Annotated in this window: 18 protein-coding genes; 9 read left to right on the forward strand and 9 right to left on the reverse strand. The window is 40.1% G+C overall.

Annotated features, from left to right (window positions below; all coding sequences use genetic code 11):
• Positions 1 to 197: 197 nt before the first annotated feature.
• The 4 genes from IQ259_RS09015 to IQ259_RS09030 all read right to left on the reverse strand — a co-directional run bounded on the left by IQ259_RS09015 (position 198) and on the right by IQ259_RS09030 (position 4,233).
• Positions 198 to 503 (reverse strand): response regulator transcription factor, encoded by a 306-nt coding sequence (locus IQ259_RS09015; RefSeq protein ID WP_193883808.1) that lies wholly within the window; start codon positions 501 to 503, stop codon positions 198 to 200.
• Positions 504 to 626: 123 nt separating this feature from the next.
• A complete protein-coding gene (locus IQ259_RS09020) occupies positions 627 to 1,766 on the reverse strand; it encodes an extracellular solute-binding protein (protein WP_193883810.1) in 1,140 nt (379 codons plus the stop codon).
• 8 nt (positions 1,767 to 1,774) lie between these two features.
• A complete protein-coding gene (locus tag IQ259_RS09025; protein ID WP_193883812.1) occupies positions 1,775 to 2,497 on the reverse strand; it encodes a hypothetical protein in 723 nt (240 codons plus the stop codon).
• 23 nt (positions 2,498 to 2,520) lie between these two features.
• Complete coding sequence (locus IQ259_RS09030; protein WP_193883814.1) at positions 2,521 to 4,233, reverse strand: VWA domain-containing protein; 1,713 nt, start codon at positions 4,231 to 4,233, stop codon at positions 2,521 to 2,523.
• Positions 4,234 to 4,531: 298 nt separating this feature from the next.
• Between IQ259_RS09030 and IQ259_RS09035 the strand changes: the two genes are divergently transcribed.
• From IQ259_RS09035 to IQ259_RS09045, 3 genes are all read left to right on the forward strand, one after another.
• Complete coding sequence (locus IQ259_RS09035) at positions 4,532 to 5,170, forward strand: peroxiredoxin (RefSeq protein WP_193883816.1); 639 nt, start codon at positions 4,532 to 4,534, stop codon at positions 5,168 to 5,170.
• 145 nt (positions 5,171 to 5,315) lie between these two features.
• Complete coding sequence (locus IQ259_RS09040; protein ID WP_193883818.1) at positions 5,316 to 5,900, forward strand: Uma2 family endonuclease; 585 nt, start codon at positions 5,316 to 5,318, stop codon at positions 5,898 to 5,900.
• A gap of 62 nt (positions 5,901 to 5,962) precedes the next feature.
• A complete protein-coding gene (locus IQ259_RS09045) occupies positions 5,963 to 6,541 on the forward strand; it encodes a Uma2 family endonuclease (RefSeq protein ID WP_193883820.1) in 579 nt (192 codons plus the stop codon).
• 1 nt (position 6,542) lies between these two features.
• Here IQ259_RS09045 and IQ259_RS09050 read toward each other — a convergent pair whose 3' ends face one another.
• On the reverse strand, positions 6,543 to 8,669 hold the full coding sequence (locus tag IQ259_RS09050; protein WP_193883822.1) for a tetratricopeptide repeat protein: 2,127 nt from the start codon (positions 8,667 to 8,669) through the stop codon (positions 6,543 to 6,545).
• A 178-nt stretch (positions 8,670 to 8,847) separates the two neighbouring features.
• Between IQ259_RS09050 and IQ259_RS09055 the strand changes: the two genes are divergently transcribed.
• The 4 genes from IQ259_RS09055 (at position 8,848) to IQ259_RS09070 (ending at position 15,245) form a co-directional block, all read left to right on the forward strand.
• A complete protein-coding gene (locus tag IQ259_RS09055) occupies positions 8,848 to 9,549 on the forward strand; it encodes a rhomboid family intramembrane serine protease (RefSeq protein WP_193883824.1) in 702 nt (233 codons plus the stop codon).
• 319 nt (positions 9,550 to 9,868) lie between these two features.
• On the forward strand, positions 9,869 to 12,445 hold the full coding sequence (locus IQ259_RS09060) for a PAS domain S-box protein (protein ID WP_193883826.1): 2,577 nt from the start codon (positions 9,869 to 9,871) through the stop codon (positions 12,443 to 12,445).
• Positions 12,446 to 12,828: 383 nt separating this feature from the next.
• Positions 12,829 to 13,737, forward strand: coding sequence for a ribonuclease HI (gene rnhA, locus IQ259_RS09065; protein ID WP_193883828.1), 909 nt, complete (start codon positions 12,829 to 12,831; stop codon positions 13,735 to 13,737).
• 224 nt (positions 13,738 to 13,961) lie between these two features.
• Positions 13,962 to 15,245 carry a hypothetical protein gene (locus IQ259_RS09070; RefSeq protein WP_193883830.1) on the forward strand — a complete coding sequence of 428 codons (1,284 nt, stop codon included), beginning with the start codon at positions 13,962 to 13,964 and terminating at the stop codon, positions 15,243 to 15,245.
• A gap of 491 nt (positions 15,246 to 15,736) precedes the next feature.
• On the opposite strand, the gene IQ259_RS09075 is transcribed toward IQ259_RS09070, so the two are convergent.
• The 3 genes from IQ259_RS09075 to IQ259_RS09085 all read right to left on the reverse strand — a co-directional run bounded on the left by IQ259_RS09075 (position 15,737) and on the right by IQ259_RS09085 (position 20,883).
• On the reverse strand, positions 15,737 to 16,168 hold the full coding sequence (locus IQ259_RS09075) for a hypothetical protein (protein ID WP_193883831.1): 432 nt from the start codon (positions 16,166 to 16,168) through the stop codon (positions 15,737 to 15,739).
• 232 nt (positions 16,169 to 16,400) lie between these two features.
• Complete coding sequence (locus IQ259_RS09080) at positions 16,401 to 19,085, reverse strand: MASE1 domain-containing protein (protein WP_193883833.1); 2,685 nt, start codon at positions 19,083 to 19,085, stop codon at positions 16,401 to 16,403.
• A gap of 457 nt (positions 19,086 to 19,542) precedes the next feature.
• Positions 19,543 to 20,883 carry an alkaline phosphatase PhoX gene (locus IQ259_RS09085; protein WP_193883835.1) on the reverse strand — a complete coding sequence of 447 codons (1,341 nt, stop codon included), beginning with the start codon at positions 20,881 to 20,883 and terminating at the stop codon, positions 19,543 to 19,545.
• An 880-nt stretch (positions 20,884 to 21,763) separates the two neighbouring features.
• On the opposite strand from IQ259_RS09085, the gene IQ259_RS09090 reads away from it, so the two are divergent.
• Positions 21,764 to 22,393, forward strand: a complete 630-nt coding sequence (locus IQ259_RS09090) for a PEP-CTERM sorting domain-containing protein (RefSeq protein ID WP_193883842.1) — start codon at positions 21,764 to 21,766, stop codon at positions 22,391 to 22,393.
• Positions 22,394 to 22,567: 174 nt separating this feature from the next.
• Here IQ259_RS09090 and IQ259_RS09095 read toward each other — a convergent pair whose 3' ends face one another.
• A complete protein-coding gene (locus tag IQ259_RS09095) occupies positions 22,568 to 23,635 on the reverse strand; it encodes a YheT family hydrolase (RefSeq protein ID WP_193883844.1) in 1,068 nt (355 codons plus the stop codon).
• 153 nt (positions 23,636 to 23,788) lie between these two features.
• Between IQ259_RS09095 and IQ259_RS09100 the strand changes: the two genes are divergently transcribed.
• Positions 23,789 to 24,532, forward strand: a complete 744-nt coding sequence (locus tag IQ259_RS09100; protein WP_193883846.1) for a response regulator transcription factor — start codon at positions 23,789 to 23,791, stop codon at positions 24,530 to 24,532.
• Positions 24,533 to 25,139: the final 607 nt, after the last annotated feature.

The following is a 25,139-nucleotide window of genomic DNA, read 5'->3' on the forward strand; positions in this document are numbered from 1 at the left end:
AGCTCTTGGTTTAGAACTTATTCCTGTTTCTCAACCTACCGAATGTGTTTCTTGAAAGTGTGGCTGAAATGTAGTCGAGAATGATCGCCACCATGACCAAAATGGGATAGGTAAAAAAAGTGTCTGGAAAAAGCCGCATATAAAGTGCGAATTTAAAGTTAGCCACAACATTTTGATCACATTTTGTAAATGCAATTTTATGCAAATTGGATTGCTGATACTGACATTATTTTTCGATTGTCGGTATGAGAAGCTCTTTGATCATGAGAAGTCGCCACCGCTAGTATGAAATTTGACTTCTCAAACAAGCTCTTAGAATTGGCAATCTGGGCGATCGCTTCAACTGCCGTATTTGCCTTGGCGATCGCCGCATCTGGATATTGTTGTTGTAGTGTATTGAAAGTTCCAGTTAAAATTAATTGGTGGTCATCAATAACTAAAATTTTTAGTGTGGATGACTGTAGTAAATCTTGATTCATGATTAATCGATCAGCACCAACCATAGCCTTCTCTAAAATCAACTATTTTAGTGTTAATAGACACTTAAAACACCGACGATAGTTGTTAACCTAGCATTTTTTAGGGTATACGGGTGTAATGTGTAAAAATAATTTCAGAAAAATTTGCTAATTTGCTCGTTCCCACTGGCGTTGAATTTCTGTGGTAGTTTTACTATCCGGTGGTGAGAGGATTTGCATACTCGGTTTAATTTCTGCACCAGGAATATTTTGATTCCACGGACTATTCTGCACAGTCTTTAAGTCAACATTATTATTCACTGGACGAAAACCATGTTGGACAAATACCGCTTGTTGTTCTGGTTGAGTGAGAAAGTCCAAAAATTGTCTCGCGGCTTTTGCTGTACCAGCATCTACATTTCGCCGGACAATAACTGCTGTGGCGGTGGTTTCAATTGAAGGGTCTAAATAATAGATTTGGTAAGGTTTACCTTTACTGGCTGCTGATTGTTGCCAACGATAAAGAGCTACACTTTCGTATACAGTAGCAACATCAGCTTCGTTTGGCCCTTTGACAATAAATTCTTGCAACAGAATATCTGTAGAACGGGGTGGCTGGTAGACTGATTTTTTAATTAAACTAAACAGTGTCTGGATAGAGGGATTGTTGAAACTGTTGCTGTTGATTGTTCCAGCTAATTTTGATTGTGTCCATAAATTCAATGTCAACTGACCACTATTTGACCGAGTAGGGTCTGTGGTGACAAAATCAAAGCTACCCCAGTTACTCGCACCGCCAATTTTTTCCCAGCTACTTGCTTGCATTGCTTGTTCAAGTCTTGGCCATTGAAAGCGTCCATTGGGGAAGAGGACTTTACCGCGTTCTGGCCAAGCGATACCTACCAGTATGGTTTTTGCCAGTGGTTGGGGAGAATTGTAGAAAGGTTCGCTGTTGTTGGTGGTGCGGAGGCGATCGCTTAATTCTGTTAAAATTTCTCCATTAGCCGGAATTAAGATTGTCGGTTGAAAATCATTTTTTTGGTCAAGATAATTATTAACTAGTTCTTGAGAACCTTGGAATTTTAGCTCTAATTTAATATTAGGATTTGCCTGTTCAAATTTTGCTTCTAATTGTTGGAGAGGTTCTTGCAGTTCCGTACCGCTGACAATAATTATTTTTTTTTGCAAACCAGGAATTGGGGCGTAAGTCAAACCCAAGGTGACAATGATAATAGCAAGGGAGTTGACAGGTTTGGATAATTTGGACTGTTTTTTAACTTGAGAGTTAACTTGTAATATTGGTGGCATACTTTTGATTATTTATTAACTAATAAATCGAGGTTTTCTAATAAACTACTAAATCCATCGCTGAGTAATTGCAATTCACTAATTTGCTGAGATTCGCTTAAATCTGAGGTACGTAATTTATTTTGTAATTGCTGCAATACTCCAGTACAATCTTGAATGAGGGTTGAAATATTAATAATTCTAGCTAACCGCGTATCTTCTCCATCTTGGGCTAACTTAATGTTACGTCTAAGACTTTCTGCCAGTTGACTTAGATGTTGCTTCGCTACACCAGAAGTAGAACTAAGTTTCTGTTGAACTTCCACTAATTGCTGTTGTAAAGAAGTCAGCGAAAGTATCGGTGTATTACCGTATAAATTCAGTACTATATTGTCAATTTTTTGTGGTAAAGCAGCAGCGCGATCGCAATTTATTTCCAATCCTGTTAAAAGTTCAATTTGAAATGAATCCGTGAGTAGCTTTTTTGCTTCTAAACGTAAATTTTCTGATTGATTTACCAATGTTACAACAGCAACCTGTACTGCTTTAATTTCTCGTTCTAATTCTGGATTTGCTAATTCAAAATATTTGGGTTCACGAGATTTTAAAAAACTAGCACCAGCTACACTAATACCAGCCGCCACAGGTAACATCACCTGACTGGGAAGTTGCAGAAAACGCACACCCATAACCAAAGAAATACACCCAACCAACACAGCTAAGGGATAATAAAGTGGATTAGCAATTTTCATGATTATCTGCATCCATTTGCGGTTTAAAACTCTACTTGTAAATCTGCCATTAACCGCGAAATTGTCTCTGGATTACCTTGGGAATAATACCCACCATTCAACTCAGCAATTTTTTTCAATACATCAGGGTTGAACTCTCCTTCTTCTCCATATCCCACTGTAAAAAATGCAATTCGTTGGTCTGTAGAAAAATTACTTTTTTTTAGTTCCGTCTCCAACTCATCTAACTTAATTGTTGAGCCAGCATCTTCACCATCAGTTAATATTAAAACACCATTGATTGCATTTTGACGCAGGTTTTGTTGTAGCCAATTACGTGCTTGTAGAGCAGCATCATATAATTTTGTGCCACCATTAGCCTGGAGTCCATTGACAAATTGATAACCGCGATCGCGTCCTTGGGGTGTACCATCTACCAAAACAGGTTGGCGAATTTCTGAGTCAAAATCAATCAAGGCAATTTGCTCTTTTGTGCCCAAATTTTTAATGTAATTTTGTAGAGTACTCTGGACGGCTGGTAACTTATTACCTGACATTGAACCTGAAGAATCAACCACTACCACTACCAACGATGGTTTTTTAGCCGTTTCCTGCCATGATTTCAACATTGCGTCCACAACTTCCGGCTTGGGTGTGCGTAATGAATCATACTTGGCTTGAGCTTCTACACCAAATTCTGGAGTAAATTTAGCACCTAAAGCGACTCCCGGAGTTCCTGGACGTAAACCTAAATCAGTAGCAATTTTTTGGGTATCAGGCGATCGCCAATAAGCAATAAATTTTTCCGCCGCCGCTTTTTCGTCTACACTTACCCAAGGTGCATTCGGTACAATTGCCCGCATATTAGAAGTAAATGTCGCTTTGGGATAAACTGCTTCATAACGCTGCTGTCCTGCTTGTAAGCCAGAATTAGCCACAATTACACTCGACTCATATACTGACCCCACCGAAGCCCAAAATGAGCCATTCTTCACCATTGCTTGGGCGAGAGAATTAGTAGAAACACCATAACGGGTAATCTTGCTTTGAATTTGCTGAATTTGGGGTTGAAACTTCTGCACATCCGCCACAGTTACTTCTTCAGGACGCTTATTTGAAACACTGGCATATTGGGCTACCAGTGTTTGTAGCCCAGAATTAGAACGAGTCGGCGCAGAATGCACATAATTAACTGTTAACGGTGGTGCGGCTGGATCAATATCGCGGTGCGTTTTAGCTGTCACCAAAACCTTATAAGGATCAGGTACTTTTCTCAATCCAGATGCTACATCTGCTTGCGCCATAAACACCATTGGTGTGTTGGCGATAAGTTGTGATTCTGTAATTTCTGGAATGTAATTTTTCCCCGGAAACAGTTGGTTCATCCGATAAATTAGCTGACTATGATATATATCTCCATCCAGAGAAATAATCGTCGGAAAATCTGGTGCATCAGCTTGCATTGTACCCTTTTGCAATTGATCTGCTAAAGCGACTACTGTAGTCACTACATCACCACTACCCATCGCTTCGCATTGCACCTGAAAAGCTTTACCATTATCTAGTTTTGGTTGTGTAGCATTAAAGTTTTTCGCCGCTTGGTTACAGAAGTCTCCCAAGGCGCTACCTACCAAAAACTTGACTTTTAGACCTGTAAAATTATCTTCTGAATTTGAATTATTGTTACACCCTGTCATTAAAACTAAAGCAGAGATGATTACAAGACGCGTCAAGAACCAAGACCTTTGAAAAATCATGCACTTTTCCTAAAACAATTAGTAATTTAACAATCTCTGCAATAATTCGGTCAAATCCTAATTCTATTGTGTGAGCAAAAAGTTAATTTTCAGTTAATTTTATGGAGTGCAAAAGACAAACATTATGTCTGTATAATAATCAAGCCTCATCCCGTTAAAACACAGCATCTACACCGATCGCAATGCTGACAACTTAAAATTTTGTAAAAAACAGCTAAAATCCGATGGGTAAACCGATGCTTTATGTGATGATGGCAAAGTAGACTACATCTGCCTTTTTATCTACAGGGAATCTCTCATGACTCTCCATCTTGGTGATACAGTACCCAACTTTACGCAAGCCTCTACACATGGCGACATAAATTTTTACGAATGGGCAGGTAACAGCTGGGTAGTGCTGTTTTCTCACCCTGCTGACTTTACACCTGTTTGTACTACTGAACTAGGCACAGTTGCGAAACTGAAGCCAGAATTTGACAAGCGCAATGTTAAAGCGATCGCACTCAGCGTTGATGATGTAGAATCTCACAACGGCTGGGTAGGCGACATCGAAGAAACTCAAAGCACCACTCTCAACTACCCAATTTTGGCAGACGCGGATCGTAAGGTTTCTGACCTTTATGACATGATCCACCCCAATGCCAACGCAACCTTAACAGTGCGTTCTGTCTTCGTTATCGACCCCAACAAAAAACTACGCCTTTCTTTCACATATCCCCCCAGCACCGGACGCAACTTTGACGAAATTTTGCGCGTGATTGATTCATTGCAATTGACCGATAACTATAGTGTTGCTACCCCAGCTGACTGGAAAGATGGCGATGATTGCGTAATTGTCCCCTCTCTGAAAGATCCAGAAGTATTGAAAGAAAAATTCCCCAAAGGTTACGAAGAAATCAAACCCTACTTGCGGATGACTCCTCAGCCTAACAAGTAATAAGTGCTGAGTTGTGAGTGGGAATTACTACTCAGCATTGAGTAGATAAATTTTTAAGTCGTTTTATCTACAAGACGCAAAGCCTCATCTTTGCGTTTTTTTGTATTTACGTGAAAATAAAAATAAAGTCAGCTGTTGAAATATTATGCTGTCATCTCCCCTAGTGATACAAATTCCGCCATCAATGCAAATGACAGACGAACAATTCTTTGAGTTCTGTCAAGTGAATCGTGACTTGCGTATTGAGCAAGATCAATTTGGAGAGATTTCAATTATGCCACCTACAGGCTCAGAGACAGGTAATAGAGAATTTAATATTGCTGTACAGTTAGGAATTTGGTCAGAAAAAGACGGTACAGGTATCGCTTTTAGCTCCAGTACAGGATTTACGTTATCTACGGGTGCAAAACGTTCTCCTGATGCTTCCTGGATGAAATTAGAACGGTGGAATACTCTCTCGACTGAACAACAACAACGATTTGCTCCTATTTGTCCTGATTTTGTAGTCGAACTGCGATCGCCCAGCGATAATCTTCAACTCCTCAAAGATAAAATGGTTGAATATATGAAAGAGCCAGGGGTACAGTTAGGCTGGTTGATTGACCGCAAACACTGCCACGTTTATGTTTATCGTCCTGGTCAACCAGAAGAATGTTTAGAGAATCCTGATACAGTGAGTGCAGATCCAATTTTACCGGGATTTGTCTTGAATATGTCTAAAGTTTGGTAGCTGGATCGTTATCCTAACCGTCTGAGAAGTGTTGCGATATTGCCATCCGCGTTACGTTAATTATGACTGCTTTAACTTTACAATTACCTCCTAATCTCAAATTTACGGATGAAGAATTTGAACAGATTGTTGCTGTAAATAAAGAGTTGCGCTTGGAATTAACTGCTGAAGGAGAATTGATAATCATGTCACCCACTGGGGGAGAAACGGGGAACCGTAATTTTGATTTGTTAGGTCAACTCTGGTTTTGGAACAGTCAAAATAATTTAGGAAAAGCCTTTGATTCTTCCACTGGTTTTAAACTTCCTAATGGTGCAACTCGTTCTCCTGATGCTTCTTGGGTGAAGATGGAACGTTGGGATGCTCTCACGCTGGAGCAAAGAAAAAAATATCTCCCCTTGTGTCCCGACTTTGCAGTGGAATTGGTTTCAGAAACGGATGATGTGGAAGACACTCAAACCAAGATGCAGGAATACTTAGCTTCGGGATTATTACTTGGTTGGTTAATTAACCCCAAAGACAAACAAGTCATAATTTATCGTCCAAATCTTGCACCAGAAGTTTTACACTCTCCTACAAGTTTATCTGGTGAAGATGTTCTCCCTGGTTTTATTTTAAATTTACAGCCGATTTTTGCATAAGTTAATCATTAGTATTACCTCTATTGCGATTCAAATTAGGTATGGTGGGAACGATGATTGGTTGTGATTTTTCTTTTGGCTGTTGATTCTCGGCTTGGTTACGCGCATCTATAGCTTGCTGATAGTCTGATTTATATTTAAGAGCTTGGTTATAAGACGCGATCGCATCTTTATATCGTTTTAAATTTAATAACGCATTACCTCTGCTATACCAACTTTCGTAATGCTCTGGTTTGTAACGTACTGCTCTATTATATGATGCGATCGCATCAGCATATTTCTGCAAATTATATTGCGAATTGCCTAAACTGTACCACAGTTGATAATCGTTGCGTTTAATGCTTGCGGCTTTATTATAAGCTGCGATCGCGTCTTCGTAGCGTTGCAATTGATGTAATAACCAACCACGATTATACCATGCTTGATAGTTATTAGAATCATTTTTAATTACTTGGTCAAATGATTCGATAGCTTCTGGATAGCGCCGTAAAGTAATGAGAACATTACCTCTAGATAACCAAGCTGGGTAATAACTTGGTTGATATTGTACTGCTTTATCATAAGCTGTAAAAGCGTCTATGTAGCGATTTAAATTTACTGCCGCATTCCCGCGATTGTACCATATTTGATAGGAGTCTGATTTGATTTCTAGCGCTTTATCATATGCCGCGATCGCCTCATTGTATCGTTTTAAATTTTGCCATGCCAAACCTTTACTATACCAAGCTTCGACATAATCTGATTTTAATTCTATGGCTTGTTCATAAGCTTTAATTGCATTATCATATTGCTTTAATTCAGTAAAAACTTCACCTTTAGCGTTCCAAACTTCTGGGTAATCATCGTGCAGTTGTAAAGCTTTGTCAAAAGCTGCGATCGCTTCTGTATATCGTTGTAATTTTTGTAAAGTAAAACCTCTACCACTCCAAGCTTCTACATAATCTGGCTGAAGTTGAATGGCTTTTTCATAAGCAGTCAAAGCTGCTGGATATTGTTTTAGTTTAAATAATGTTTTACCTTGACCATTCCAGCCTTGGGGATAATCTGGTCTAATATTCACTGCTTGTTCATAGGCAGTTAAAGCATCTTGATAGCGTTGTAATTCAAAAAGTGTATTTCCTTGTTTGGATAATTCTATGGCATTGTTGGCATTAATTTTATTAATTACGAACAAAGACGCTATGCCAGTGGCACCTACTAAAAAACTTGCTAATAAAAACTTAATAAATAACCCTTTTTTATGCTTACCAATTTTGATACTTTTTGGAAAAAGTGATGTGGATATACTAACAGTTTTCGTATCAGGCTGATTGATTTCTTTTAATGCCTGTAATGCTGCTGTTGCGGAAGGGTAACGTTGCCGAAAATCATAACATACCATTTTATTTAAAAAAGCGGCAAAATCAGGCAAAACTTTAACTTGATTTTCCCAGATAATTTCATTAGTTTCGGCATCTTTTTCTAATTGTTCAGGAGATAAACCAGTCAAAGCTTGAATTGCAATTATCCCGACTGCATAGATATCACTGCTAAATTTTGGTGTACCTTGGGCTTGTTCGCTAGGAAGATAGCCAGGAGTACCAATCGCAACGGTAGATTTAGTTTGGCCTTCTGGTGTAATCACTTGGGTAGTGATTTGTTTGACTGCACCAAAATCTATCAATATTAACTTACTATCTAAATTACGTCTGAGTAAATTGCGGGGATTAACATCACGATGAATCACATTTTGTTGGTGAACAAATTCTAAAATTTCTAAAATTTCTTGTAACATTAATATTACTTGGTCTTGATTGAGAGTTGTACCAGAAACTAACTCCTCACTCAAGTCATGACCTGGGATAAATTCTTGTACAAGATAAAATTCGGCATTCTCTTCAAAAAAAGCTAATAGTTGCGGAATGCGATCGTGCGTACCTAATTTATAAAGAACCTGAGCCTCTGTGTCAAATAAACGCCTAGCTGTCTCTAAAGTAGCCGCGTCGCTGGCTTGAGGTTTAAGTTGTTTAACGACACATTGCGGCGCACCTGGTAGTTGAGTATCGCAAGCTACAAAAGTTTCACCAAATCCCCCACCTCCCAAGTGGCTAATAATTTGGTATCTTCCAACAAGTGTGTTTCCCAGCATTTGGTTTGCCTAGTTAAATGCAACGCAGTCTGATTCCAATCTTGACACAGGTTTACAGTAAGTCAAAAGGTAAAAGGAAAAAATCAAACAGGAAAACAATGAATTATATATAAATTTTTTATCAAGCATAACTTCAATTTCTTTTGCCTTTCGACTTTTAACTTTTTACTTTATTCCCATGATTCCTATTAGCGATCGCCTGCATAATAATCGTAGCAAACCAATGATCAATTATTGGTTAATTGGGATTAATATTGCTATATTTCTCTGGGAACTTCAGTTAGAACAAAGTAGTCAATTAGGGAATTTTGTTTATAGTTGGGGTTTGATTCCAGGACAAATCACAGCAGCAATTACAAATGCAATTTTTGGAAATCCCGCAGCTTGGATTGTCGTTTTTTGGCGATCGCTCTCTTTAGTGTTAAATTTGTTTATCCACGCTAGTTTTAGCCAGATATTAGGTAATTTACTATTTTTGTGGGTTTTTGGTAAAAGTGTCGAAAATTTTCTCGGACATAGACGCTATCTGGGGTTATACTTAGCGGCTGGCATTTTGACAGGGGTGATGCAAGTTATGGCTGAACCAAATTTAATGGTGCCATTAGTTGGTGCAAATGGGGCGATCGCGGCAATTTTAGCTGCATACGTAATCAAGTTTCCTCAAAGTAAAATTGATACAGTTTTACCTTTATTACTTATATATATTCCGATGGAACTGCCAGCAACTTTTTATCTATTTTGGTGGTTCATTCAACAAATATTTTATGGTATAGGTAGTCTAGATATCCCCCCATTTGGGTCAAATTCACCTAGCCTAGCTTATTGGATGCAAATTGTTGGATTATTGATTGGTGTGGCTTACATCAAATTGAAGAGATGATTGTGCGCCAATATTACGACACGGCGTTGCTGAATTTAGGGATGAAATAATGAACCGCAAAGTACGCATTCGCGCAGCGTCTCGTAGAGAAGAAGAGGTTTTGAGAGATAAATATAAGAAAATCATCCCGCATTTATGCAACACCTACGACACAAGATAGGCGATCGCGCAGACTAATAAATTTATTATATGTCTTGCGGCTGAATCCTTTATATATCCAGTGAGAGATTGTATTTTTGGCGAAAAAAATCCATACTCATTCACACTATGGGGTCTCTGCCGTTTCAATTAAGATTGTTTATTGCAAGTGGTTTTCAAAATGCCAGACCATGATCAAGATGAATTAGCAGCTTTACGGCAGCGTGTTGCAGAATTAGAAAACTTAGAAATTCAGTATCAGTGTAAGCAACTAGCCCTTGAGGCACAACTGACTGAACTAAAAACAAAACTGACAACAGTAAGTAAAAATCCTCAGAGTCAAGCAGATATGGCATTGACGCTGCAACAACTCCAACAAGAAAAAGCCGAACGACAACAAGTTGAAATCGCCTTGCAAGAAAGCGAACAACTGCTGAAACTGGCAATAGATGCGGCTTGGATAGGTTTTTGGGATTGGAATATTTTGACCGATAAATTAATTTGGTCTGAAAGTCACGAACTGTTGTTTGGTTTACCTCCAGGTAGCTTTGAAAATACTTACGCAGCATTTTTATCTTGTCTGCATCCAGAAGACAGACAATCTGCTACCACAAATATTACTGCTGCTTTGATCAATAAGATTAATTACAAAGGCGAATTTCGCATCATCTGGCCTGATCAAAGTTTGCATTGGATTTCGGCTCAGGGAAAATTTTACTACGATGAGCAGGGACAAGCGGTGCGGATGTTCGGCGTATGTATGGATATTACCGGTCGCAAGCAAACAGAAGAAAACACCCGCCAACTCACAAGCCAAGTTCAAGAACAAGCAAATCTCTTAAATGCCATCCTCGCCGCTTCTGTAGATCATATTTACATATTTGATCACTCAAGCCGCCATAAATACGTTAGTCATGGTGGTGCTGCTGTCATGGGCTTAAAACCGCAGGATATTTTAGGTAAGACATTGCAAGAACTGAATTTACCCAAAGACTTTACAAAACAGGTGGAGAATCAGCAAAAAGCTGTGATGGCATCTGGGAAACCAATTAAGGATGAATGTAAATTACTCACAGTAGATGGAGTTCATGACTACGAATATATTCTCACCCCACTACGCAACCATGCCCACAATATTGAGGGTGTAATTATCGTTTCTCGTGATATCACTGCACACAAAAAAGTAGAACAGTCATTACGCGACAGTGAAGCCAGATTTCGACGTTTGTTTGAGTCTAACTTGGTTGGGGTAGCTTTTTGGAATGTCGATGGCTTTATTACCGATGCCAATGATGCTTATTTACAGGTAGCTGGTTACACCCGCGATGAGTTTGCTGTGTTAGGTAAAATTAATTGGCGAAAACTCACACCACCAGAGTATCAACATTTAGACGATCGCGCGATCGCAGAAGTTAAAGAAACTGGAGTTTCGCGGATTTATGAGAAAGAGTACGTCCATCGCAATGGTAAACGAGTCGCAGTTGCTTTAGGGGTAGCATTGTTAAATGATTCCCAAGATAACGGTGTGGCTTTTGTATTAGATATTAGCGATCGCAAACGCGCCGAACAAGAACGTGATCATCTACTGCAAACAGAACGCATCGCCCGCCAAGAAGCAGAAGTCGCTAACCGCATCAAAGATGAGTTTCTCGCGGTTCTCTCCCATGAACTGCGGACTCCACTCAACCCGATTTTAGGCTGGGCAAAATTGCTGCGAAATCGCAAGTTTGATGAAAACACTACGAAACAAGCCTTAGAAACTATTGAACGCAACGCTAAATTACAAACCCAATTAATTGAAGATTTATTAGATGTCTCTCGCATCTTGCAAGGAAAATTGAGCTTAAATGTTTGTCCTGTAAGTTTGGTGATGATAGTTCAAGCAGCCTTGGAGACAATCCGCTTGGCAGCAGAAGCCAAGTCTATTCAAGTTAATACTATATTTGATCCCAGCATTGGACAAGTCATGGGTGATCCCAATCGGTTGCAACAAGTGGTGTGGAATCTACTTTCTAATGCAGTTAAGTTTACACCAGCCGCCGGACAGGTAGAAATTCAAGTTAAAGAAGTTGACGGCCAAGCGCAAATTCAAGTTAGCGATACAGGAAAAGGAATTACACCAGAATTTTTACCTTATGTGTTTGATTACTTTCGTCAAGGTGACGGTACTACGACGCGTAAATTTGGTGGCTTAGGCTTAGGACTGGCGATTGTGCGTCAAGTAGTAGAAATGCACGGCGGAACAGTCAAGGCAGAAAGTCCTGGTGAAGAATTAGGTGCTACCTTTACAGTCAAGATACCGTTATTGGTCATGAACGAACCAATCAAACGTGAAGAAACAGAACTTTTACCTTGTGCGCCTGAGTCGCCAAATCTTGCAGGGGTCAAAATTTTAGTTGTGGATGACGAACCAGATATCCGCGACTTAGTTACCTTCATTTTGCAAGATTATGATGTGGATGTTACCGCAGTCACATCCGCAACGGCAGCCCTAGAGGCACTGTCGCACTCAATACCTGATATGTTGATTAGTGATATTGGAATGCCTGAAGTAGATGGTTATATGCTAATTCGGCAGTTGAGAAAGCGATCGCCCCAACAAGGCGGAAATTTACCCGCGATCGCTCTGACAGCTTATGCTGGAGAAATGAACCAGCAGCAAGCACTAACGGCTGGATTTCAACTACACATACCTAAACCAGTAGATCCAGACGCATTAGTCAATGCGATCGTCACTTTGCTGAGTGCTGAGTGCTGAGTGCTGAGTGGGGAGTAAAAATACTAGTACAGCATGGCGTAAATAAGTAGGTCGGTGTTAAAAATTGTCGTTATGACAAGGCAGGAGGCAGAGGGCAGAAGGCAGAAGGGAAGGGGTTTTCAAGCTACTTTACTTTCCGTTACATAGTTCGGTTTATTTGCACCTTTCTACTTAAACCACCCATTCCAAATGTCTGAGACACTTGCGGCAAGGTAATTACGAATTACGAATTACGAATTACGAATTCCGCGTAGCGGTACTAGCCCTTAGCCCCTTTAAACAAACACTTGATTTTTATGGCAGTAACCTATATATTGCTACCCATCTTTTACCGCTAAACTTTTGTATCCCCTGCGTAACCATGCGGTTTCGATAACTTCATCATGTCTAGCCAAAGCATAATTCAAAGTATATATACTGATGGCGCTTGCACTGGTAATCCTGGCCCTGGTGGTTGGGGTGTTGTAGTTTATTTCAACAACGGCTCAGTTCACGAAATGGGTGATGCTGCGCCCCACACTACCAACAATAAAATGGAAATGCAAGCTGCGATCGCCGCCTTAAAATATTTCCATGCCTCTGGACAATCTCAACCCATCACACTCTATACCGATAGCGAATATCTGATCAATTGTGTTACCAAATGGGTAAAAGGCTGGAAAAAAAAAGGCTGGAAAAAAGCAGATGGGAATCCCGTCCAAAATCAAGACCTTTTAGAAGTTTTAGATAAACTCAATAACCGACAGATCAGTTGGCAACATGTTCGTGGTCATGCTGGTAACGTCGGTAACGAACGCTGTGATGCGATCGCCCGTAGTTTTGCTACTGGTAAAATGCCATCTCTCCAAGAATTATCTTCTACCAACGCTCACAAAACTTTACCTACTGAAAGTGAGCTAAATGTAGCAAAAGTTTCTGAAGATAAGGCACACTCGAGAATAATTAACAAAGTAAAATCGGAAACTATTACTTCTGCATCAGATATAACCGTTATGGAACCACCCACCGCACAGACGGCGGCCGCAATTGATACAACAACCCCTGGAATCAGGATCGAACAACTCCGCAACTTAGTTGAAACTCTACGTATCGCAGATGAAATTGCTGAAAAAGGCTATCTAATTACCAGTTCTGAATTAGCAGACTTGATGGATGTCCACGCCAGCGCCGTCACTAGCCGGGGAGATCAGTGGCGCTGGCGAAACTGGATTGTTTCAAGAGTTCGACGCGAAGGTAATCAAATTCTCTGGGAACTGGAACGAGGCGATCGCGTGGGAGGTGAGGAGGAGTAGACTGACTATACTAGACCCTTAGATATAGCCTAGAGCTACTCAAAGCCTAGGCTATACGTAAACAAAATTCATATAAGATAATTTTTTTATATTGCAAACTTTTTAGATTATTTTGTTAGCTAGTTTGTACTGCTTATATTAGTAACAATTGGGATAAAACGAAGATATCAATAAAGTCTCATATCATGAGAAATAATATGTTTAGATTAGTCAAATAAAATTGTATGTATAAATTTATATCTAAGATCAGTAAGCAGGATATTCAACTTCTTTACTCACAAATTGCTGCAAGTAAAAAACGTCATATTCTGTCAAAATTTGGCACTCTAGAGCCAGTTTTTCAAAAGTTTCTTGAAACAGAAAGCAAAACTGAATCTATAAACAATACTGATTTAATCAAAACTTTTGATAGTTGTAATGATCCAAGCAAAAATATTGCAGAATTGACAGAAATCTTAAAAAATATTGCTCCAGGAAATGGGGTAATTGGGTTTCGTCAAGTAAACTTTTTTGTTGATTATCTCAGGCAAAAAATTTGGCAATATCTACAAGAAAAAGGATATAAATTAAATTTAATTCCTCACGATCATGCCTTTGGTAGCGGAGGTGATTTTATTAAAACCATGCACGCTACCACTAGTGCTTCTATTATTGTGACTCCGCTTGTGACTATTTGTAAGACTGGAACCACAAACGTGACTTCTCATCATGGTAGTTCTCAAGCTATGACAGAACTTGGATATAATCACATACAAGTTAACCCTATTTATATAAGACAATCACTTGAGAAGTATAATTTTGCATTTGTTTCACTTGCTGATTTGGGATTTCCCTATTCAGATAATCTTCGAGAAGCTAGAAAACATTTATGGCAGCAAAATTTAACGGAAATTAATTATAAATATAACCCCGCAAACAACAATTGGACAGAAATATTAAAAAATACAGATATAGCTATAGATATTTTTAAAATAGTTTCCCCAAATTCACAGGTATTAAATCCAGTTCATCACTCTACAGGGGTATGTCATTTAAAAATGATCCCTTACGTTCTTGCCATATACTTGCATTTGGGAAGTAAGGGAATAATTTCTCATTGTTATGACGGAATTGACGAAATATCTAATGCTTTTGTCAATCAACAGCAAGATATACCTAACAATATCATAATCAAAATTGATGACGATAGCATCACCATTGCTGAATTTTCACCAGAAGATATTGGTATTGAAAGAGTTAGTATCAAAGAAATCGCAGCCGAAGAAGATGTGAAAGTAGAAATGAAGATTTTTCGAGAAATTCTTGCAGGAGAAAAACACTGTTTTCAAGGAAAAAGAGACTTTTTGTTAGCCAATGCAGGTTTATTATTGTTGGCTGCTAACAAAGTACCTAATATTCATGAAGACATTGTGAGTCAACTCAAAACAGGAGTGCAAATGGCTGAATATTTAATTGATTCCGGTAAGTCAGAAAAAAATTTTTATCAGCTATTATTGGCACTACAATAAAATCTTTATTGGCCATCAAGCAAGAAAGCTAACTTTCATAATCAAATGCGGAATATGGGCTACAAAAACTACAAAAAGCGGTTTTGGGCTGATTAGATAATTTGTGTGTACACCGTACCTACGAGACGCTACGCGTAGACTTCGGCGTGAACTCAGTCGAACGCTTGCTTTCCTAAAGGCATATGCTCAAGGAAATTTGCTCAGTACAAGTTCGCATTCACATTGCAGGGCGAAGCATTCACATTGCAGGGCGAAGCATTCACATTGCAAGGCGAAGCATTCACATTGCTGATTAAGAGACTGGGGTGTACACCGTAACTTTTATACCGGGAGACGAGTCTACCGCAATGGCTCACTTTTTGCCTTGTTGTAAGTACCCAAGCAAAATTAATTGTACATATTGATTGAAAACAAGAATGTCTGTATTCCTTACCTGTTCCCTGTTCCCTCTCCTAACTATAAAATTTATTTTGCACGACTACTTACTAGGCTTAGACGTACTTGTTAAGTAACTGAGCAAAATCTGGTACTGCTTCTTCTACGTGTGGTTTAGCTGAACCTCTAAGTTTTTCATAAGTTCCGCGAACAATTGGCCGTGATACCTTCTTGACTCTGGCATCAGTAACGCTCAAAAGTGCATCTGCTGTGCGAGATTTATTTGTAGCAAGGTGCGCCACTGGATCGCCTTGTTGCAACCCTTCATTCCACATCGGATCAAGTGCTGCAAAGCATTCTGGTAAAAGTTGTTCAACGGCGTAGGCGATATACCCTGGCTTAACTCCTTTTATCGCTGCATAGGCAGCTTTCAGTGCAATCCCGCTAATTCCTGACTTAGAAGTGAGTTGTGCTTCTAACAAGTTGCAACAGTCATCTATGACCATTGCTCTTTTTTCTGAGTTTAAGAATTTGTCGCTTAGTCCCATTTCACTCCTCCTAAATATTAAAGCGATCGCTGTCCACTATTTTTCCCAAACACAGGGAAATTATAAGAAATGGTAACAGAGCTAGAGACTTTTCGTGGCTTATGTTGGCTGATCACTTTCAGGAGTAGCCGAATTGGCGTAGAGTCATGTGCTAAAACACACATCCTACACCCCGCCCCAACGAGGCTGAGTCAGAGAGATGACTTTCTGGCTTAGGCATCCCACTTAAGACTTAAGCAAAAATATTATCTGCTGAGGACGGGTGTGAGATAGTCAAAGTTTGCGCGATCGCATTTAGTAATTGCTCTTGTTCCACGGGTTTAACTAAGTGGATTTGAAAACCGGCTGCTAGAGCCTGTTGTTGATTTATCTCACCTGCGTAGGCTGTGAGGGCGATCGCGGGTATTTGACCGCCTTGTTCTGGTGGCATGGCGCGAATTAAACGCATTAGCATGTAACCGTCAATTCCCGGCATACCGATATCACTTAAAAGTAAGTCTGCTTTAGTTCTTGCCAAAAATTCTAAAGCTTCGCCGCCAGATGCGATCGCCGTCACTTTTGCACCAAACTGTTCTAATACCACAGTCAAAAACTCGCCAGTATCTAGATCATCGTCTACCACGAGAATGTGTAAACCCGCCAAATTCAACGCCTCATCTACTGTTAAAGTGGGTTGATTTTTCGGCAGGAAATTAGGCATTAGTGGCAATTTGACGGTGAACTTTGCACCCATTCCTTCCCCTGGACTTTCTGCTTGTACAATTCCACCATGCAGTTCTGTGAGATGACGCACAATTGCTAGTCCTAATCCCAGTCCACCAAATTGCCGAGTGATTGTGCCATCAGCTTGCCGAAAAGAATCAAATACATAGGGAAGAAATTCTGGACTAATACCCTTACCACTGTCTTGAATTTGAATTTGAACTAATGTATCAACTCGCTCTAGACGAATTTCTATTTTACCTGCGGCAGGGGTAAATTTAATAGCGTTGGAAAGTAAATTACAAACTATCTGCTGTAAGCGTTCAGCATCACCCTTAACCCATGCTGTATCGACATTAATTAGTTGTTGAATTTGAATATTTTTGGACTCAACTGCTAGATGTAAAGTATGGAGAGATGCTTTCAAAATCTCAATTAAATTTACAGGCTGTAAATTTAAAATTATTTTTCTTTGTTGAATCCGAGAAACATCTAATAAATCTTCAATGAGTTGAATTTGTAATTTAGCATTGCGCTCAATAGTTTCTAATCCATGAGTTAACTTATGGTCTTCATAATTGCGTCTTCTGAGTAGCGTTACCCAACCTAAAATTGGGTTAAGTGGAGTTCGCAATTCATGAGAAAGAACTCCGAGAAATTCATCTTTGATTTTATTTGCCTTTTCAGCTTCATTACGGGCAGAATGTTCTCTAGATAAAAGATTTTCTCGTTCTACTTCTGCTTGTTTGCGCTCAGTAATATCCCGAAAAAAGATACCAAGACCATCTTCAAAAGGGTAAGCATGAATTTCTAACCAGATATTTTCTGGGACGTATAACGCTTCAAAATGAACAGGTATTTTTTCGGCGATCACCCGACAATATTCCCGCTCAAATTGTGTACCCTTCATTGCAGGCCAACGCTCCCAGTAATTTTGAGATATTATACTTTCTGGCGCTACTCCTTTAATTTTTGCTGCTTGTAGATTTGCATAGGTAATTTGCCAATCTTGATTAACAGCAATAAAAGCATCACTCATGCTTTCTAAAATATTGCTGAGGCGAGTACGTAAAGCTTTTTCAGCTTTTAGTAATATATCTTTGTCTTGATTGGATGCTTCCAAACGAGCATTAATCTCTACCAGGGAATCGTTTAGTTGAATAAGTTTTTCAGATAATTCAGCACGGTCTTGATACTCTACTAAACGGACTTTTTCAACAGCTAATGCCACTTGAGTTTTTGCTTTTTCTGTAATAGCAACTCCTACTAATAAAGTTACAACAGATTGCACCCAAAGACTCAATTTATGAACGTGTAAAATTTCTGGTGGTACTGGGAAACGCGGCAATAATATAGCATTAGGATAAGCGACCAAATAAGAGAAAAGCGTCACTAATATTGAAAATGTAGCGACGAGCATACCCGTAGTGACTCCGAAGCGAGTAGCAGCCCACATTACGGGAATAAAGCTCAAAAAAGATAACTGTTGAAATCTAAAATCTGTGTTGCTCTCTGAGGAAACTTCTGCAACAGTAACAGATGCAATGCCAATACAAAGAAATAGGATGATAATAACTTCGATTAAAAGACAACGGGAAGGCTGAAATTTGAAAGAAGAGAATGAAGCGTCTGAGGCTTGAGAATTAGTTAACCAACCCCAAGATTGCAGATAAGGAGTTAGTACTAATAAAGCAGTGGGTGTAATACCCATAATACCGATCGCATTACCTAACCACCAGTGAGTAATACTATTACTCAGGTTAGCAAGGGTCATTTTGCCGATCACTATCCAGGATAAACTGCCTAACACAGCTAAACTAGCGCTGGCTACTAAAGGTACACTTAAGGTAAAAATAGCAGCATCTTTGAGGGTGTTAAATAAGAGAGAACCCTTCCAGAGACGACGGTAGAGTAACCAAGCAACTAGGGGTTCTGCAACATCCGTTAAACTAACAACTTGCTGCCAACTATGCAATCCCCAAAAAGGAGACATCAGGAAAGATGCAATCCCTGTGAGGATAATACCATCGATGCCAAACCAGAAACTGAGAGCGATCGCTACACCAGATGGTGGAAACCACAAAGAAACTCCTGGCTGAATGCGGTAGATGAGCGCCATCCCGTGAGCAGCGACTAAGGCTAATAGACCCAATGATAAAATCAAAAGCCGCCGATAGGTGGGAGTGATTGTAGCAAATTGCGACAAGCGTTGCATAATTGCAAAAAAAATTAGATTGATCAGCCTACAAATTTGGTGCTATGAGTCTTACCACTACAGCTTGACCCATAGCACCAGACGCTCCTTAAGCTGGGATGAGCGCAATGATAGACATTTCAGGTTCACCAAATATTGTTTTAATCAGTTAAGTTCGCAGTTATCTTAAGATTTAATCTTTACTTTATAAGTCAATATGGTTAAGTTTACAACTATCTCTAGGTATTGATTACGTGAAGCGATCGCCTAGCTCAACAGAATGCTAAAGTTTCACTCAAAATTTATCTTGAAAAACAGGTAAAAAATAGACGTAAACCGGGTTTTTCGAGATTTCAGCTATAAAATCTCGGCATAATAGCTAATAAAAACCCGGTTTGTAATTTTTTTAAACTATCACAGCAAAATTCCAGGGCTATAAAAGCTATGGAATATTGCTGTCACAACTTGATTTTAATTTCTAAGCTCTTCTCCAAGGGCCCCAGATTGCAAAAGTAATGCCAGGATTTTGGATGTTGACGTACAGAGTATTACCATCGGGAGAGAAGCAAGCTCCAGCAAACTCACTATCATTCAAGGCGTTACGCGCAAAGTTGTAAAGTTCACCTTGGAGATTCACACCTCTCAAGAAATTTTCGCCAGGCCCATCTTCACAGAGAATGAGATCGCCAAAAGGTGCCACAACTATGTTGTCAGGAGCCTCAAGTTCGCTTCTCGATGTAGACTCTACAAACAAATCAAGGCTTTCAGGGGTTGTGTTAGTTGCTGGAGTGTAGCGCCAAACTTGACCTGCTCCCACAGCACCACCACTTGTACAGCAGAAATACAATGCTCCGTTACCATACCAAATGCCTTCCCCACGGACAAAGGTAGCTGCACCTAGACTTTGGCCTTCAAGTCTAACAGTGTCACCATTAAGTGGGTTTGGCTCGGTGATAGTTACCCATTCTACGCTCAATTTTTCTCCTAGCGTAAAATCACCATTACTATTTGAGGTGTTAACCGAACCATTTAAAGGGTTAGCCGAAGCAGGTTTACCGATGATTTTCAATGCTTGCAGAGTACCGCCTGCTTTTAAATTGCCGCGTTCTGTGGGAATGAAACGATAGAACAGGCTATCTCCTCTATCTTCAGTCTCGTAGACAATTCCTGTTCTGGGGTCTACAGCCACAGCCTCATGGTTAAATCTTCCCATAGCAACTAGAGGCTCTGGGTTAACAGCAGAGGTAGCACTAGCTGGAACTTCAAAGTTATAACCGTGCGGCTTTATCACTCCATTCGTTGGACTTGGTAGAGTGACGTTTTCTTCACAGGTAATCCAGGAACCCCAAGGAGTTAGACCACCCGCACAGTTACGGATGGTTCCACTCAGAGAAACGAAGTGTTTGATTAGCTGGCGATTAGGGCCGACAACTAGGGTTGTAGTACCACCTCTAGCAATTGGATCGTAAGGTCTTGGCCCTTGTGCGCGTGAACCATCGAAACCAGTACCAAGTTCGTGGTTGCGAACCAGGATTACTGTGTTTCTAGGGCCACGGAAAGCAGCCATCCCATCATGGTTACTCGGTACTAAAGTACCGTCGTTCATGAGTTCACCTGTAAGAGAAAAAGTACGATATTGAAATCCAGGTGGTAAATCTAATAAGCCATTAGGGTCGGGAACCAGCGCACCATAACCTGTACCAAAAACAGGTTGACCGTTAGCTTGTCTGGCATAAAGAGCTTCTAAAGGAGATGCTAACAAAGTACCAGCCGCGCTTGCCCCAGCTATTGTAAAGAATTTACGTCTTGATAAGTTCATTGGGCTAATAGTGGAAATACTTAAAAAAAGTTATTGGATATTGATTAAGCCTAGGTAATGCTTTATTTAAATCAGAGTTATAAAAACTCTTTAGAATACATCTAAAAACGCTGAAAATAAAGCTACAGAGGAACATCCATCGCGGCAAAATTTCTGATATAAAATATTCATATAACCTAGAGATAGTTAGGTTAAAAAATTCCAACTAAATACTCACATATCAGAAAATAGTACAAATAAAACAACATTTATTAATAATTTTATAATTAAGCTTGCTGATGGGAAATATTCTTATTTAGTAAATGTTATGGGCAATAGCGATCGCCTCTAAATTAATTCATTTGTCAGCATACAAAACTTAGTTAAGAAGAGTTTAATTTTTATTTAATTCACAAAAATATCATCCTCTCATCATAAAATGTTCAGCTTTTTTTATTCTTTAAAAAAAGCATCACTAAATACCAGGATGAAATTAAATCTAATGATAAAATCTCACCAATGATGTTTTAGGTATTAATCAAAAGCAAACAAAACCAATTGTTAACCTAATATCCAGATACTAAGCAGTCTGGTTTTAGCAGAATCTAAGTTTTTTGTATAGGTTTTGCTTGACTTTTATGCACCTAATTCAATTCATTAATTAAGTTGTGAAAGCTAATATTTTTCAGGAATAATCAATTTTCCTGAAAAAGCAATTACTAGAGCATCGATTCAGTAATCAAAAACCTAATCCCCTAGCCCTGCTTCCCTAGGAGGGAAGGGGGAGCTAAACTCCTCTCTCCGCGTCGGAGAGGGGTTGGGGGAGAGGTTCTTTCAGCATTACTGAATTGGTGTTCTAGCAACTACAACAACATCAAACTTTATTGCTGGTATCAAGAAAATGAACAAGTTTTTTAGCCAAATCAAAGCTACTGTAGCAGTAGCTGCGATCGCCTCTACTGCTACTTTAATGAACATTCCCCAAGCTGATGCTGCTTCTTTTCAGCTATCTTGGCTTGGACTGCAAGGTTATTCAGCTACAGGTCAGTTCACATTTGATGATAGTTTCCTCGGCAGCACTGTCACCAGAGATGAGCTAAGTGATTTCGCCATTTCTTTTTTCGACCCAGCCGGAAATTTAGTGCAGAGTTTTGACTACGATTTTCCCAATCCCAACAGCAGCTTTAATTTCAACTTTGATACTGTTTCTCAAACAGTTCTGCAAACAGACAACTTTGATACACCCAACGGCTTCGATTTAGGAATTGACTTTGCGACAGAAGTTGAAGGGTTATCTTTTTATACCTTCGTAAATCCTAATGAAGGAGTGCCAAACACTACCATCTTTTTGAAAGATGACCTTTCACCAGAAGCATGTACTGTACCCAACTGTCGCTTAGATATTGGCGGTCAGTTAACAGCAACCTTAATTCCTGAACCTGGGGCAATTTTTGGCTTGTTGGTAGTTGGTTCTTTGAGCAGATTCTTAAAGAAAAAGCCAGCATCTATACTAAACAGCAAATCTGAATAGTCGAAGCCAGCTTGATTAAAACCGTAATTGACCAATATTTTACCCTTCATCACCCAGGTATTTCCTAAGCAAAAAGCCTGAAGCTCTCCTGTAAAGAGAGCTTCAGAACTTTGTCATTTTAATTTTCCGGGCGATCGCATTTTTGCTCAGAATAGAGAAATAATGGCAAGGTTGTTAAATCAGAGCAGTACGCTGGTTATCTAACCATTGTAAAATCCGATTCCAAGCCCACCAAGGGTCAGAGTCTTGTGCTTGGTACTGGCACTCTTTGCTACTCAAATAGCCAACATGGCCACCGTAACGGGTGAGTAGCAGATCGATGGCTGGATTTTGGTTACAGGCGGCTTGTAAATCTCGGATGATATCTGGATGAAATAAAGGGTCATCAGCGGCGTAGACAATCAAAGTCGGTTTGGCAAGCTCTGGTAAAAGTTGTAAGGCACTACTGGCTTTGTAGTATGCTTCTACACTAGGAAAGCCTAATCTCTCAATTACCAGTTCGTGGTCAAAATCCCAGATGGTGTTGGTTCTTTCTATGGCTTCTGGGTCAATAGTTCCAGGATGAGTATCGTGAATTCGCCAAGCGAGTTTTTTCAATTCACGGACAATACTGGCTTCTATTAATCTACCAAAGCGGTCTTTCGTGAGGTATGTTAGCGATCGCAAAGAATCCAAACTCGGACATATCACTGCACTACCACCGATATCGCTGTATTTGATACCTAAGTTTTCATTATCCTGAGTTAACTCCCCAGCTGCTTTTAACCCCCAAAGCGCTAATTGTCCCCCTAACGAAAACCCCACAAACCAAAATTTGCTGGGACATCCCATCGCCGCCGCAGCCGCAGCTAAACGTACAAAATCTTCACCCTCATACAACCCATCAGAGGTTAAAGTAGGTGATAATTCTGCTGTTTTACCGTGGGCGCGCCAATCAAATAAAACTACAGCGTAGCCTTGAGCATATGCTTTGCGTCCTAGCAATCTCAAAGACCATTCTTGCTCCAACTCGCCTGTAATGCCATAAGTTGCAACAATCGTGCTGTGGGCATTTGGCGGAATCGCTACCCAAGTAAAAATTGGTACACCTTGCCCACCCATAAATATTGTTTTATGATAGGGCGGCTCTGGATACGGAGTTGTACTTTCCCAGTAACGCCTTCCCCAAAAAGCGGTGTAAACCGTCATGGCCACACCATTTTGCAAAAACTTAGCTGGATTATAGGGTGAGTAACACATCATTTTTCAAATTTCGTGTACCTTTGTTCTGATTTTTCCTAATTTAGTTTTAATATTTATGTTAGATTTAAAATCTTTTTTATAATCAAGACAGAAATCTTTGTATCGACCAAAGTTTCTTATTCTTCCTTAATAAGTAGCAATAATTTTTTAAGAATGCCGAGGATTCTTGTCATAGACGATGACCCAGCAATTTCTGAGCTTGTTGCCGTCAACCTAGAAATGGCTGGCTACGATGTCAGCCAAGCTGAAGATGGTATCAAAGGTCAGGCTTTAGCTCTCCAGCTACAACCAGACCTGATTATGCTCGACCTAATGTTGCCCAGAGTAGACGGTTTTACAGTTTGCCAACGCCTACGTCGGGATGAACGCACTGCGGAAATCCCCGTATTAATGTTGACCGCCTTAAGTCAGACTCAAGATAAAGTGGAAGGCTTTAACGCTGGCGCAGACGACTACCTCACCAAGCCCTTTGAAGTAGAAGAGATGCTGGCGCGGGTACGGGCTTTATTACGGCGGACTGACCGTATTCCCCAAGCCGCCAAGCACAGCGAAATTCTCAACTACGGGTCATTGACCCTCGTACCCGAAAGGTTTGAGGCAATATGGTTTGGTGAGACGGTGAAACTGACCCATTTGGAATTTGAGTTACTGCACTGTTTGCTGCAACGCCACGGACAAACAGTTTCTCCCAGCGAAATTCTCCGGGAAGTTTGGGGCTATGATCCTGATGATGATATTGAGACTATTCGAGTCCATATTCGCCATTTGAGAACTAAACTCGAACCAGATCCCCGCCACCCTCGCTACATCAAGACGGTATACGGTGCAGGATATTGTCTAGAATTGCCTGGTGTTCCTCCATCGGCTGAGGGTGCTTCTGCATCAGCAGTTGAGTGAAATCTCGCTATCTTCCTTGAACTCAGTACTAAATTGGATTAATCCATCATGTTGTGTGTCATGCTGAGGTGAATGAGGTTTAGTGGTTTTGCCAAGGGAAACTTTACTCTCGCCTACCTGACTCTACAAAAAGCTACCCTCCAGTAGACATCCTTTTGTGGAGGGAAATGCTTAGTAGGCGAATGCGATTCTTTTAGTAGTACTGCGCTTATATCGCCACGAGTCAAAGCAGCGCTGTACTAAATGAGAACTTGGCATTCTCTTGAAGAAATTTTGAGAGAGTGTCAGTAATCTAAATTATGAAAAGTGCTGAGTGCTGAGTTCCGAGTGCTGAGTGAAAAGACTGCCCACAATTGGGCGTGGTATCAACCTCCTCTCTATAAGAAGATTCCGCCCACAAGGGGCTGGGCTTTTACCGTAGTGCGGAAGTACTGAGTACTTCTTAAATTTACTCAGCACGGGCTGAACGCCCCGCTACCGCTAACAGCGCTCAGTTGGTAAACATAGAAAAACTACAGAGGAGATGGGGAGCAAATTAATTTAGAATTATCTGCTGCCTATCTCCTCTGGTGTATTGATTAGAGGCAGGGGGCAGGGGGAACGGGGC

The organism is Fortiea sp. LEGE XX443 (assembly GCF_015206815.1).
Taxonomy (GTDB): Bacteria; Cyanobacteriota; Cyanobacteriia; order Cyanobacteriales; family Nostocaceae; genus Nostoc_B.

What these genes read in the sequence shown, in the direction of transcription:
- IQ259_RS09095 (WP_193883844.1), bottom strand. Translation starts at nt 23,635, where the DNA reads ATGATGTGTTACTCACCCTATAATCCAGCTAAGTTTTTGCAAAATGGT.
- IQ259_RS09035 (WP_193883816.1), top strand. Translation starts at nt 4,532, where the DNA reads ATGACTCTCCATCTTGGTGATACAGTACCCAACTTTACGCAAGCCTCT.
- IQ259_RS09075 (WP_193883831.1), bottom strand. Translation starts at nt 16,168, where the DNA reads ATGGGACTAAGCGACAAATTCTTAAACTCAGAAAAAAGAGCAATGGTC.
- IQ259_RS09050 (WP_193883822.1), bottom strand. Translation starts at nt 8,669, where the DNA reads ATGCTGGGAAACACACTTGTTGGAAGATACCAAATTATTAGCCACTTG.
- IQ259_RS09060 (WP_193883826.1), top strand. Translation starts at nt 9,869, where the DNA reads ATGCCAGACCATGATCAAGATGAATTAGCAGCTTTACGGCAGCGTGTT.
- IQ259_RS09045 (WP_193883820.1), top strand. Translation starts at nt 5,963, where the DNA reads ATGACTGCTTTAACTTTACAATTACCTCCTAATCTCAAATTTACGGAT.
- IQ259_RS09025 (WP_193883812.1), bottom strand. Translation starts at nt 2,497, where the DNA reads ATGAAAATTGCTAATCCACTTTATTATCCCTTAGCTGTGTTGGTTGGG.
- IQ259_RS09070 (WP_193883830.1), top strand. Translation starts at nt 13,962, where the DNA reads ATGTATAAATTTATATCTAAGATCAGTAAGCAGGATATTCAACTTCTT.
- rnhA (WP_193883828.1), top strand. Translation starts at nt 12,829, where the DNA reads ATGTCTAGCCAAAGCATAATTCAAAGTATATATACTGATGGCGCTTGC.
- IQ259_RS09040 (WP_193883818.1), top strand. Translation starts at nt 5,316, where the DNA reads ATGCTGTCATCTCCCCTAGTGATACAAATTCCGCCATCAATGCAAATG.
- IQ259_RS09090 (WP_193883842.1), top strand. Translation starts at nt 21,764, where the DNA reads ATGAACAAGTTTTTTAGCCAAATCAAAGCTACTGTAGCAGTAGCTGCG.
- IQ259_RS09085 (WP_193883835.1), bottom strand. Translation starts at nt 20,883, where the DNA reads ATGAACTTATCAAGACGTAAATTCTTTACAATAGCTGGGGCAAGCGCG.
- IQ259_RS09030 (WP_193883814.1), bottom strand. Translation starts at nt 4,233, where the DNA reads ATGATTTTTCAAAGGTCTTGGTTCTTGACGCGTCTTGTAATCATCTCT.
- IQ259_RS09055 (WP_193883824.1), top strand. Translation starts at nt 8,848, where the DNA reads ATGATTCCTATTAGCGATCGCCTGCATAATAATCGTAGCAAACCAATG.
- IQ259_RS09100 (WP_193883846.1), top strand. Translation starts at nt 23,789, where the DNA reads ATGCCGAGGATTCTTGTCATAGACGATGACCCAGCAATTTCTGAGCTT.
- IQ259_RS09015 (WP_193883808.1), bottom strand. Translation starts at nt 503, where the DNA reads ATGGTTGGTGCTGATCGATTAATCATGAATCAAGATTTACTACAGTCA.
- IQ259_RS09020 (WP_193883810.1), bottom strand. Translation starts at nt 1,766, where the DNA reads ATGCCACCAATATTACAAGTTAACTCTCAAGTTAAAAAACAGTCCAAA.
- IQ259_RS09080 (WP_193883833.1), bottom strand. Translation starts at nt 19,085, where the DNA reads ATGCAACGCTTGTCGCAATTTGCTACAATCACTCCCACCTATCGGCGG.